We start from the raw sequence: 12,771 nt of genomic DNA on the forward strand, positions 1-12,771 counted from the left end.
TGAGAATTATCACTTCAAGTATTGTTCTAATCGCTCTTTTAACTCTTCCTCAATCTCATAACAAGATTCATCAGCAAGTTCCCCTACTTTCTTACTCCCAAAAATGTTTGATTGAATTGGCATTCCTAAAAAGATTCTTTCGCATTTCTAAATTGGAATATTGTGAAATTAAATTATCTCTTTTTCTTCATCTAATATAGCTATAGCGACTGATGAATAATAACCCACCTCAAAGGGATTCTTTTTTTCTCTTGCAAATCCCATATCTAATTCCATATGTTTTTCTATGTATAAATGCGAATACTCTTTATACAGTTTAAGTAATATTCGCTCTATTTCCTTCTCCATACATTGAATGTTCTCTTTTAACTCCAACGTAAACTCCTGTTCTTTATATTTCATTTTCGCCTCCTTAAACATAGAAAAAGAGAATACAATAACATATTCTCTTTCCTCAAATATATTTCATTATCTCACAGCCCGTCCTTTTCACAAATAACCATTTTGTTCGCACCATTTATGAAATTGTCCTACGTCTACTCCAACTAACACGATATCCTTTAGCTCTACATCAATGATTTGTTCTCCAATTACAATAGCAAACTGCGATGCTAATTTTGTCTCGCTTTTCTTTACAATTCCAATTCGGTTCCGATGCGGTCCATCTTTTATATATGCTTTTTGTCCTACAATATCAAAGTTCAAGATTCTCACCTCTTTTACTGCGCTCAAATTGGAAATACGATCTCCACCTCGGAAAATTTCCTTTCATTGCACTATTTCTCTATATATATGACGAAACAATAAAAGAGTCCTTCCTTCTTTACAATTATTTTTTCTTTGTTTCATTTTTGTGATTGAAACGTAAAGTTTATAATAAAATACACTTGGAAGCGCTTTCTATGTAATTTTTTATGTTATAATATAAAAGTAGAACTTCGTAAAGAGGGTTAAAAAATGAATACAAAAATGATAAAAAAAGTAATTGAAGCATTAAAAGTATATGGCTTTCAGGATGTATCATTCTGTGACAAAACGAGGCAATTTTTATTTCATAACGAAACCGATATTATGAGCGGCTATGCAGAAATAACATATAGTAGTCAATTTGAAAAATTCAACGTACAAATTCATCCAATTGAAACACATCACCAAGCAGAGTTACAAGAAGTTGAAAGACATATACAAGCTTGTATAAGAAAAGTGGAATATTTAAACGCACTTCTTACCGGGCAGACAAAACTAGATGATAAAATTATTATTATGTAAAAAAAGAACGTGATCCAATCACGTTCTTTTTTCATTATACGTTCATCTTTTCCTTTAGTTGTAATCCTGTAACAGATTCTAATACATCCATCGATTCTCCAAATGTCATATCAAAAATTGTCTTATCCTCTATGTATGGAAACTGGCTGAAACGCTTTTCTAACACCTTCACAGCATCTGATGTAAAGTTTGCACTATCAATTCCAAATTCTGTTTCAAGAAGAACGATCCAATCTAATACATGAAAACCTAATCCATTGACGAATGAAATAAGTTTTTCTTCTGGGTTTGAAGATAAGAATACTTGTCGTTCCATCTCACTAAAAAGTTCTTCTCCTAAAATTTCAGCTAACTCATCATCATGTTCGCGTTCAACAAGCTCTTCGTAGCCGTAATCATCCACAAGCTCTTCTACTTCTTCACTATCCTGACAAAGCAATTGACTAAGAAGTGCCTCTTTCTTAAATTCACTATTTTGTACGACTTCTAAAAAGCTCGTTTCCCATCCATTTTCTAATTTCATATTATGTACTCCTTTATATACGTTTCTTATCATCACTGTACCCAAAAGATCACTTTTATAACCTTTTAGGTAGTTACTATTATTTCACATGATTCATAACATAAGATGCAAACTCAGCTACATCTCCTTCAAAAATATTTATTTCTGGCAAGTGATAGAACGTTGTTTGGAACGGATTTCCTGCATGATATACATATATAGTTTTCTCTAGCGCAATCGCCATTCCAAACTCTGTATGGCTCCCGTTTCCGCCATCTAATATAAGTAAAAATACATCCGCTTCTTTTACAGCATTTTGTTCTGCCTGACCAATTTCTCTTAATTGTTCTTGATTCGCTGCTCTTTCGTTTTTGGTCCAATCATATGTATGATGCCATCCTGCATGTTTCAGTTCATTTGCTACGGAACGTACAAGATGTTTATTTTGGAAACCTGAGGCGATATAAAAATTCATTTATATACACTCCTTCATTATGTATGGGGAAACTCCTTTTTAGCGTTATTTGTTATAGCTATAATAAAGAACAACTTCAAAAAAAATCCCCATCTTTAAAACTTATTTGCGTTTAAATGATGGGATGCTTCATGGTCTTCTTTTATTTTTTGTTTTTTATAACTTTCATCAGCTAACATTTCTAGTTCAGCTGTTATCTCTGACTTTTCAAGCCCTCTTTCTTGCGAAAATTTCCTTGAAATATAAACAATAACACTACCAACGTACAACACAAAGCATATAATAAGTGCAGTATTTTCATAGAGACTTAGCTCCAACACAGTCACTCCTAATCCATTCGTATTTTCACGCCTCATTAATTGGAATTTCCCTATTAACCCATTTGTTATCCCGCTATTTGAGGGCAGTAAGACTCCCTCCTCAAATTTCAGTAAAAGTAAAGAAGTTAGATGTGGGATGCACCCAACTGATTAAAGTTTCACTTTATTGTAACATAAAAATATCAATTCTTGGAATCTTTCACCCTACTAAAAGAGGCATGATTGTTTCATCATGCCTCTGAAATATTTTGAATAATTGTTTTAATTGCTTCTTTTCCATTATATTTTTTTAGTACTGTTTTATACTTCTCATTATTTTGATTCAATTCTTCGACATACTTTATCAGAGATTTTACAGTTACATCTTCTTCATATAATACGGAGGCATACCCTTGCCTTTCAAAGGACTCTGCATTTAATATTTGATCGCCACGGCTTGCAAATTTCGATAATGGAATTAAAACCATCGGCTTTTGTAATGTTAAAAATTCAAAAATTGCGTTGGAGCCCGCGCGTGAAATAACAAAATCGGTTACCGCTAATATATCCGGCAGTTCTCCATGTACATATTCAAATTGTCTATATCCTTCTTTATTTTGTAAACTTTCATCAAGGTTACCTTTTCCGCAAAGGTGAACAATTTGATACTTTTTAAGAAGTTCTGGTAATGCTTCTCGAGCCGTATCATTAATTTTCTTCGCGCCCAAGCTGCCTCCCATAATCGTAATAACTGGCTTTTTACGTGAAAAACCTAAAAATGCTAAACCTGTTTCAGGATTTCCCTTCAGCACTTCTTCACGTACAGGAGATCCCGTATATATTACTTTTTCTTTTGGTAAATGTTTCGCTGCTTCTTCAAATGTAACAAATATTTTCGAAGCAAAACGAAGCGCAATTTTATTTGCTAGTCCTGGCGTCATATCAGATTCATGTAATAAAACTGGTACTCTATTTAGCCATCCTCCTATTACGACTGGTACAGATACGAAACCGCCTTTTGAAAAAATCACATCTGGTTTTAGTTTTCGAATCCTTACATACGCATCCATAACACCCTTCATTACAAGAAAAGGATCTTTTATATTTTTCAAATCAAAATAACGACGTAGCTTTCCACTCGAAATACTATAGTAGGGAATGCCTTCCTTTTCTATAATCGTTTTCTCAATACCTTGATGAGAACCAATATAAGAGATATCCCAGTTGTCTTTCTGTAAATGTGGGATAATGGCTAAATTAGGTGTTACATGTCCTGCCGAACCGCCACCTGTAAAGACTATTTTCTTCATACGTCTCCCCCTTCTAGACTATAATACACTAAAATATCTTGCCTCAGGGTGAGAAAATACCATAGCCGTTACGGACGCTTCTGGCTCCATCATGAATCCTTCTGTTAATGAAATACCTATTTCCTCTGGATGAATTAAGCGAAATAGCTTTTCTTGATCTGCAAGTTCTGGACACGCCGGGTAACCAAATGACACGCGTATTCCCCTATATTTCGTACGGAAACGTTCTTCCATCGTCAGTTCAGGTGAGTCTGGAATGCCCCAGCGGTCACGAATGAGCATATGTGTTTTTTCAGCAAGTCCTTCTGCTAATTCAAGCGCTAACGATTGAATGGCATGACTACGTAAGTAATCACCTTTCGCTTTCCACTCTTCAGCAATGTCCCGAACTCCTTCCCCAACCGTAACAGATAAGAAAGCAACATAGTCCATCTCATCTCCAATTGGGCGCAAATAATCGCCTAAAGTACGATAGGGGGCCTTTCCTTGTCTAGGGAATGTGAAACGCTCTATAACACGCGTATGATCTTCTGGATCATATATTACAATGTTTTGTCCGTCGCTTTGCGCTGGGAAAAATTGATACACTGCTTTTGGCTTTAACCAAGATTGTCCTTCTTGCAATAATTCATCTATTAAATCATTTAATTCATACGCTCTCTTATCTCCCTCTTTCAAAAGCTTCTTCACATTTCCTTTTAATCCAAGGTGATGCCCAAGTAGCATTTGTCTATTTAAAAATGGAGCGAGATGAAGGGCGGGAATATCGCGTAATACAATTCGTTTTGTTGAATCAGGCACGATAACCTCAGTCTTCGGTAATGGCTCAATTACTGCTGGAATTTCTACTTTCTTCTCCTCTTTTTTTACGATATGAAGATGCCGTTCTTTCTTATCCTGTTTCATCTTCTCACGCTCTTCTTCTTTTTGAAGCTTATTAATAATATCGAGCCCCGTCATTGCATCACTCGCATAACAAACGAGCCCTTTATATGATGGTGAAATCCGATTATCTGTAAACTTTCTCGTTAACGCTGCACCACCTACAACAATGGGAACATCAATATTTGCTGCTTTTAAATCTTCAGCAGTCGTTACCATTTGTTGCGCTGATTTTACTAATAAACCTGAGAGGCCTATAATGTCCGGCTTCTTTTCTTGTACTTCTTGAACAATTCGATCCGAACGTACATTAATTCCTAAATTAATAATCTCATATCCGTTATTCGCTAAAATAATTTCAACGAGATTTTTCCCAATATCATGCACGTCACCTTTTACAGTTGCTAATAATACTTTCCCTTTTTTCGCACTATCACTAGATTCCATATGTGGCTCTAAATAGCTTACAGCAGCTTTCATACTTTCGGCACTTTGCAATACTTCAGCAACAATAAGTTCATTATTATTAAATAGTCGTCCTACCTCGTCCATCCCTGTCATAAGCGGACCGTTAATAATATCAAGAGGTTTTCTTCCTTCTTCAAGTGCAAGACTTAAATCCTCGTGTAATCCTTGTTTCGTACCTTCTACAATATAATTTGCTAGTCTTTCATCAAGCGTTAACGTTTCTTGCACAACGACATCTTTCTTTTTAGCGACTCGGTAAAAGTTTGTAAATTCTTCTAACGTCTCTTTCGTCGTTTCAAACAGTAATGCATCTGCAAGGTGTTTTTCTTCCTCTGGAATCGACGCATAGCGTTCTAATTTTTCCGTATTAACAATCGCGTAATCTAATCCAGCCTTCGTAGCATGATATAAAAAGACGGAATTCAATACTTCACGTCCAGCTGGTGGTAAACCAAATGATATGTTACTTACACCTAAAATCGTTAAACACTCTGGTAACGCTTCTTTAATAAGGCGAATTCCTTCTATAGTCGCTGCCGCTGAACCAATATATTCTTCATCACCTGTCCCTACTGGAAACACAAGTGCATCAAAAATAATATCTGACGGGCGTATCCCATATTTCGTAGTTAATAATTCGTAACTTCTTTTTGCAATTTCTAATTTTCTTTCAGCACTTACTGCCATACCATCTTCATCGATTGTACCAACTACAATTGCAGCACCATACTTACGAAGAAGCGGTGTTACCTTTTCAAAACGCTCTTCTCCATCTTCTAAATTAATAGAGTTGATAACAGCTTTTCCTTGAATATAAGTAAGTGCTCTTGCCATAACATTTTCATCCGTTGAATCAATCATAATCGGTACTTTTAACACTTTCGTAACTTCTGTCAAAAATTTCTCCATATCTTCTATTTCATCACGATCAGGATCTGCCATACAAATATCAATAATATGAGCATTTTTCTTCACTTGCGCCCTTGCCACTTCAGCAGCCTCTTCAAATTTCCCTTCTGCTACTAATCGTTTAAATTTACGTGATCCAATAACATTCGTTCTTTCACCTACAAATAACGGTCTCATAGACTCATCGTATTGCAGTGCCTCCAATCCACTAATTCCATGTCCTTCTCTCTCATGATGGTCACGAGGCTTAAGAGATGCTAGTGCTTCTTTCATTGCTTTTATATGTTCTGGTGTCGTGCCACAACAACCACCAATAATATTAACCCATCCTTCTTCAGCAAATCGTTTCACCTTTTCAGCAAGAGAAGATGGAGATTCATGGTAATGTCCATCTTCATCAGGAAGACCTGCATTTGGATAACAAGAAATGTAACACTCCGATAAATCAGATAGTGAACGAATATGGTCCCTCATAAACTCCGGACCAGTCGCACAGTTTAATCCAACAGATAATGGTTTCATATGTTCTACTGATAAATAAAAAGCTTCAATTGTTTGCCCAGCCAGAGTCGTTCCCATTGGCTCAATCGTTCCTGAAATCATAATAGGAACCGTTTTTTTCATTTCTTCAAAAGCGGCTTGAATTCCAATATAAGCTGCTTTCACGTTACGCATATCTTGACTCGTCTCAACGAGTAATACATCAACTTCTCCTTTTAATAATCCTCGTGCCTGCCTTGTATAAGCCTCAATCAATTCTTCAAAAGTCACACCACCTGTAACACTAATTGCTTTCGTTGTTGGTCCCATCGCTCCCGCAACATATACTTCCTTCCCGCTTTCTTTAACAGCTTGCTTCGCCAAAAGTGCTGCCTTTTCATTTAGTTCTTCATCTAAATGAGACAGCTCATAATCACTTAGTACAATATTCGTTGCCCCAAATGTATTTGTTTCAATAATATCCGCTCCAGCTTCAATATAAGCTTTATGAATCTTTAAAATGACATCAGGTCTTGTTTCTACTAAATATTCATTACACCCTTCGTACTCTTCTCCTCCGAAATCTTCCGCAGTTAAGTCCTCTTGCTGGATCATTGTTCCCATTGCACCATCTAATATTAAGATGTTATTTTGTAATGTTTCTTCTATACATTTCATCAGTTAATACCTTCTTTCACTTCTTGCTTTTCTCTCACATATTTAACAAGATGTTCTGTAATTTCATATTTTAGAAATGGTGTAATAAGATAAATGCCGTTAAAATATTTCATCGCCACATCGATCAATTCTTGTGAAATGCGAATCCCTTCCTCAATTGCTGCCTCTTTCGTTTCATGTCCATCCATTCTCTCCCTTATTTCTTCAGGTAGAGTAATACCCGGCACCTCAAAATGAAGGAAATCTGCATTCCTTTTACTTATTAATGGCATAATCCCAATAAAAATAGGTTGTTCCAAATGCTTTGTCGCTTCATACACTTCTTCAATTAACGCGATATCATAAATTGGCTGAGTTAAGAAATATTCCGCTCCAGCATCTATTTTCCGTTCCATCCGCTTAACCGCTGCTTTTAAATGTCTTACATGCGGATTAAACGCACCTCCCACTGAAAACCTTGTTGCTGGACCTATTGATTTCCCTAAAATCGAGCGTCCGTCGTTCATTTCTTTAATCATTTTAATGAGCTCAATAGAGGACAAATCATATACAGAAGTGGCACCTGGAAAATCACCAACGCGTGCTGGATCACCAGTTAAAGCTAACACTTCTTCCATACCTAACGCCGATAAGCCTAATAAATGAGACTGTAGTCCAATGACGTTATGATCTCTACACGTTAAATGCGTCAATACCGGAATATCGTGCTTCGTTAATAATGCCCCCATTGCCATATTCGAGATGCGAGGCGATGCTAATGAATTATCTGCTAGAGTAATAGCATCTGCCCCAGCTCTTTTCAATGCTCTTGCTCCTTCAAAAAATCGCTGCGTATCTAATGTTTTCGGTGGATCTAATTCCACTACTACTGTCGTTTGTTTTTTTGCTTTCTCTGCTAATGTGACATGAGCTTTTGAACGTTTCTCGTGTGTATGAACTACTTTCGGTCTTTGAATCGTATCCTTTTCTATTACAGGTGTAACATTTGCAATTGCACGTTTCATACTTTCAATATGTTCTGGAGTCGTGCCACAACAACCACCTAATAACCGAATACCTTGCTCAATAAATTTCGGTGTCATCGCTTCGAAATAAGCTGGACTTCCCTCATATACGTAACGTCCCTCTACATAATTCGGGAGACCTGCATTTGGGTATGCTGATAAATAGCCATTTTGCGGAATCGATATCATTTTGAAAGCTTCCGTCATATGAAGCGGCCCTAGTTGACAATTCAATCCAACAACATTTGCACCGTAATCTATAAGTTGCTTTAATATTTCATTGACATCATTTCCATTTTGAGTCGTACCTGCTTCATGTAACGCTAATTGAGCAACAATTGGAATGTTCGTTTGCTTACGCAATACTTTAACGGCATGAAGTAATTCAAATTCATCGTAAAAAGTTTCTAATAGTAATCCATCAACCTGTTCTTCTAGTAAAGCCCCTGCCTGTTCAAGTAGCATAAACTCCCTTTCCATATCAGTCGTTGTAACGGCTCCGATGTGTTTCATACCACCAATTGTTCCTAAAATTGCATTTCTGTCTGTAACAGATGCTTTCGCCAGTTTTACTGCCGCTCTATTAATTTCTGTAACTTGATTTTCTAAACCATACATACGTAATTTCGCCTCATTTGCCCCATACGTATTCGTTTGAATTACATCTGCTCCAGCAGCTACATATTGTTTATGAATCGATATAATTAAGTCTGGATCAGATACATTCAATTCTTCAAAGCTACTTTGCAAACCATGTGAATGCAATAACGTCCCAACCGCACCATCACCTATTACAATTCCTTTTGATAATAAATCTAGTAATTTCACGAATCTCCCTCATTTCTATCAATATAAAAACCCCCTCTTCACTTTGAAGAGGGGGACATAATCGTTCCTCCTCTTATTATGCAAAACATTCGTTTTGCAGGTATTAGCACCGTTTCAAACATTTCGTTTGAAGGTTGCCGGGTTTCACAGGGCCTTTCCCTCCACCGCTCTCAATAAGAGTTGTCTTTATTATTTTATTTATGTAGCTAAAAGGAAATGCGTTCCCCTTTTAACAATGTTTGTTAATTTTTTAATAAATTTAGCATGCACAAAAATAAAAGTCAATGACACTTGCGGAAAAATAAAAATTATTTAAAATAAACTTGCAATTCAATTATCTTTTGTTGTAAAGTTAAAAACATAATAAAAATTTCATACGAACATTCTTATCTAGAGAGGTAGAGGGACTGGCCCTATGACGCCTCAGCAACCATTAACATTTTGTTAATAAGGTGCTAATTCCAGCAAATTGTGAAAGATTTGACAGATGAGAAGAAGACTCTATTCAAACCGAAAGCCTTCTTCTTAGAAGGCTTTTTTTATTTTATATTCACTTAATGTTTCAATTTAAAAAGGAGGAATTTTCACATGTCAACAATCGAAACGAAACTAGCACAAATCGGAAATCGCAGTGAAACTACAACAGGAACGGTTAATCCACCGGTTTATTTCTCAACCGCTTATCGTCACGAAGGAATTGGTAAATCTACTGGCTTTGACTATTCACGAACTGGCAATCCAACTCGCGGTCTTTTAGAACAGGCGATCGCAGACTTAGAATATGGCGAACAAGGTTATGCCTGTAGTTCAGGGATGGCGGCTGTTCTCCTCGTCCTTTCTCTATTCCACTCTGGAGACGAACTTATTGTATCTGAAGATTTATACGGGGGAACGTATCGATTATTTTCTGAGCACGAAAAAAAGTGGAATGTTCGATGTAGATACGTAAATACACAATCTATTAAACAAATTGAGCAAGCTATCACAACTGAAACGAAGGCTATTTTCATAGAAACTCCAACTAATCCGTTAATGCAAGTTACTGATATTGCCGCTGTCGCAACTGTAGCGAAAAGGCACGGACTACTTCTTATTGTAGACAACACATTCTACACACCTTATATACAGCAACCATTAACAGAAGGTGCTGACATTGTACTCCATAGCGCAACGAAATATTTAGGGGGACATAACGATGTACTAAGCGGACTTGTCGTTGCAAAAGGAAAGGAACTTTGTGAGGAAATCGCTCATTATCATAATGCATCAGGCGCGGTTTTAAGCCCATTTGACTCATGGTTATTAATTCGCGGTATGAAAACGTTAGCGCTTCGCATGAGACAACATGAAGAAAATGCGAAAGCAGTTGTTGCATATTTAAATGATGAAGACGGGGTGACAGATGTATTTTATCCAGGAAGAGGCGGCATGATTTCATTCCGCCTTAAAGATGAAGCTTGGATTAATCCATTCTTACAATCTTTATCCTTAATTACATTTGCAGAAAGTCTTGGTGGTGTAGAAAGTTTAATGACTTATCCAGCAACGCAAACACATGCTGATATTCCTGAAGATATTAGAACAGCAAACGGTGTATGCAATCGTCTTCTTCGATTCTCCGTTGGCATTGAAAATAGTAACGATTTAATTCAAGACTTAAAGCAAGCCATTAAACTCGTAAAAGAAGGTGTAAGAATATGAGCTATTCTATAGATACACTCTTACTACACAACCAATATAAACATGACTCACAAACAGGCGCTGTGAACGTTCCCATTTATAACACATCAACTTTTCACCAGTTTGATGTAGATGCGTTCGGAAAATATGACTATAGCAGGTCAGGAAATCCAACTCGTGAAGCTCTTGAGGATATCATTGCTTTATTAGAAGGTGGAACAAAGGGATTCGCCTTTGCATCAGGCATTGCAGCGATTTCCACTGCATTCCTCCTTCTTTCACAAGGTGATCACGTACTCATTTCAGAAGATGTATACGGAGGCACTTACAGAGTCATAACTGAGGTACTCTCCCGTTACGGTGTTTCACATACATTTGTTGATATGACCAATTTAGAAGAAATAAAACAAAACATTAAACCAAATACAAAGCTCTTTTATGTAGAAACACCTTCTAACCCACTTTTAAAAGTGACAGATATCCGCGAAGTTTCTAAACTTGCAAAATCTATTGGCGCTCTTACTTTTGTTGATAATACTTTTTTGACACCACTATTCCAGAAACCACTTGAACTTGGAGCTGATGTCGTTCTTCATAGTGCTACAAAATTTATTGCTGGTCATAGTGATGTTACTGCCGGATTAGCAGTAGTAACAGATGCAGAACTCGCTCAAAAGCTTGGATTTTTACAAAATGCATTCGGTGCTATCTTAGGGCCTCAAGATTGTTCTCTCGTACTTCGCGGCCTAAAAACATTGCATGTACGCCTCGAGCATTCAGCTAAAAATGCCAATAAAATTGCACATTATTTACAAGAGCACGCTAAAGTACAAAATGTCTATTATCCTGGATTACAAACGCATCTCGGATTTGATATTCAACAATCTCAAGCAACATCAGCTGGAGCGGTCTTATCGTTTACTTTGCAGTCAGAAGATGCACTCCGCCAATTTTTGTCAAAAGTAAAATTACCTGTTTTTGCAGTTAGTTTAGGAGCTGTAGAGTCAATTCTTTCTTATCCAGCAAAAATGTCACATGCAGCACTGTCGCAAGAAGCTCGTGATGAAAGAGGGATCTCTAATTCATTACTTCGGTTATCAGTCGGCCTTGAAAATGTTGACGATTTAATATCCGATTTTGAAAATGCCCTTTCTTATGTAGAAGAACCTGTAAATGCATAGAATAAATAGAAGATATGAAATTAAGTTTTCATATCTTTTTTTATGCTGTTTAACATACTCGTTTTAGTGCTTTTCTGTCTATATAGTTCATTAAAAAATAAAATTTTTATCTATTTCCAAGTAATGGAGTAATTGATATATTAAGAAATAAAAAGGAGCAAAAATAATGGATACTTGTGCAGATATTTTAATCGTTATCGATTTACAAAATGGAGTATGTTATAGCGGAGGGCATTTATTTGATTTACAGAACTTACTAACAAAAGTAAATAAAAGAATTTCTTCATACAGAAAATTAAATAAACCAATCCTTTTTGTTCAACATTGTGATGATGATTTAGTACCCGAGAAAGAAATTTGGGCTATTCATACCGATCTAGATGTTCAAGAACAAGATTTTTTTGTAAGAAAAACACATGCAAATTCATTTTATAAAACAAACTTAAAAGAAATTTTAGATCAATTATCTGTAAAACGCATTGAATTTTGTGGTGCCCAAACAGAGTACTGTATGGATGCTACGATTAAGTTTGCCCACGGACTGGGATACGAAAACTTTATGGCACAGAAAACAACCTCTACGTTGAATAATCCTTTTATGTCCGCAAAAGAGACGATTGATTTTTACGAGAACATATGGAATCACAGATTTTTAACGTTGCTAAAAGATGAATTTTAGAATAAATGACTAATGACTTGATTATCCTAAGATTTATCAGCTGTAATCAAATATTTCGTTATCACCATAAAGAAGCGAATTACATTCAGCTTCTTTTCTTTTAACCTGTTTTATATTCTATATATAT

The 12,771-nt window shown here is 36.2% G+C and carries 11 protein-coding genes, 1 pseudogene and 2 riboswitches; of the genes and pseudogenes, 4 read left to right on the forward strand and 8 right to left on the reverse strand.

What is annotated here, in order from left to right; genetic code table 11:
* Positions 1–9 precede the first annotated feature (9 nt).
* Both C4S65_RS35105 and C4S65_RS07655 read right to left on the reverse strand, forming a co-directional pair.
* A pseudogene (locus tag C4S65_RS35105) lies at positions 10–402 on the reverse strand (hypothetical protein).
* A gap of 87 nt (positions 403–489) precedes the next feature.
* Positions 490–705 carry a DUF3912 family protein gene (locus tag C4S65_RS07655; protein WP_001008333.1) on the reverse strand — a complete coding sequence of 72 codons (216 nt, stop codon included), beginning with the start codon at positions 703–705 and terminating at the stop codon, positions 490–492.
* A gap of 252 nt (positions 706–957) precedes the next feature.
* Between C4S65_RS07655 and C4S65_RS07660 the strand changes: the two genes are divergently transcribed.
* Positions 958–1,269 (forward strand): hypothetical protein, encoded by a 312-nt coding sequence (locus C4S65_RS07660; RefSeq protein WP_001093240.1) that lies wholly within the window; start codon positions 958–960, stop codon positions 1,267–1,269.
* Between the two features lie 34 nt (positions 1,270–1,303).
* Here C4S65_RS07660 and C4S65_RS07665 read toward each other — a convergent pair whose 3' ends face one another.
* From C4S65_RS07665 to C4S65_RS07690, 6 genes are all read right to left on the reverse strand, one after another.
* On the reverse strand, positions 1,304–1,792 hold the full coding sequence (locus C4S65_RS07665; RefSeq protein ID WP_000764268.1) for a hypothetical protein: 489 nt from the start codon (positions 1,790–1,792) through the stop codon (positions 1,304–1,306).
* Between the two features lie 79 nt (positions 1,793–1,871).
* On the reverse strand, positions 1,872–2,246 hold the full coding sequence (locus tag C4S65_RS07670) for a nucleoside 2-deoxyribosyltransferase (RefSeq protein ID WP_001012346.1): 375 nt from the start codon (positions 2,244–2,246) through the stop codon (positions 1,872–1,874).
* A 95-nt stretch (positions 2,247–2,341) separates the two neighbouring features.
* Positions 2,342–2,602 (reverse strand): DUF3966 domain-containing protein, encoded by a 261-nt coding sequence (locus C4S65_RS07675; protein ID WP_001250701.1) that lies wholly within the window; start codon positions 2,600–2,602, stop codon positions 2,342–2,344.
* Between the two features lie 194 nt (positions 2,603–2,796).
* Complete coding sequence (locus C4S65_RS07680) at positions 2,797–3,855, reverse strand: undecaprenyldiphospho-muramoylpentapeptide beta-N-acetylglucosaminyltransferase (RefSeq protein WP_000724758.1); 1,059 nt, start codon at positions 3,853–3,855, stop codon at positions 2,797–2,799.
* Between the two features lie 18 nt (positions 3,856–3,873).
* Positions 3,874–7,272, reverse strand: coding sequence for a methionine synthase (metH, locus tag C4S65_RS07685; RefSeq protein WP_098317859.1), 3,399 nt, complete (start codon positions 7,270–7,272; stop codon positions 3,874–3,876).
* The gene (locus C4S65_RS07690) at positions 7,272–9,104 is read right to left on the reverse strand and encodes a bifunctional homocysteine S-methyltransferase/methylenetetrahydrofolate reductase (protein ID WP_000770355.1); all 1,833 of its coding nucleotides are present in this window, start codon (positions 9,102–9,104) and stop codon (positions 7,272–7,274) included. Before C4S65_RS07690 ends, metH begins: the two co-directional genes overlap by 1 nt.
* 70 nt (positions 9,105–9,174) lie before the next feature.
* Positions 9,175–9,284, reverse strand: a riboswitch (SAM riboswitch).
* Positions 9,285–9,487: 203 nt separating this feature from the next.
* A riboswitch (SAM riboswitch) is annotated at positions 9,488–9,598 on the forward strand.
* A 94-nt stretch (positions 9,599–9,692) separates the two neighbouring features.
* On the opposite strand from C4S65_RS07690, the gene metI reads away from it, so the two are divergent.
* From metI to C4S65_RS07705, 3 genes are all read left to right on the forward strand, one after another.
* Positions 9,693–10,805 (forward strand): cystathionine gamma-synthase/O-acetylhomoserine thiolyase, encoded by a 1,113-nt coding sequence (gene metI, locus C4S65_RS07695; protein ID WP_000103879.1) that lies wholly within the window; start codon positions 9,693–9,695, stop codon positions 10,803–10,805.
* Positions 10,802–11,965 carry a cystathionine beta-lyase gene (gene metC, locus C4S65_RS07700; protein WP_061666288.1) on the forward strand — a complete coding sequence of 388 codons (1,164 nt, stop codon included), beginning with the start codon at positions 10,802–10,804 and terminating at the stop codon, positions 11,963–11,965. Before metI ends, metC begins: the two co-directional genes overlap by 4 nt.
* Before the next feature lie 166 nt (positions 11,966–12,131).
* Positions 12,132–12,644, forward strand: coding sequence for a cysteine hydrolase family protein (locus tag C4S65_RS07705; RefSeq protein WP_097960484.1), 513 nt, complete (start codon positions 12,132–12,134; stop codon positions 12,642–12,644).
* Positions 12,645–12,771 lie beyond the last annotated feature (127 nt).

It is taken from the genome of Bacillus sp. ok061, from assembly GCF_900108285.1.
GTDB lineage: Bacteria > Bacillota > Bacilli > Bacillales > Bacillaceae_G > Bacillus_A > Bacillus_A thuringiensis_S.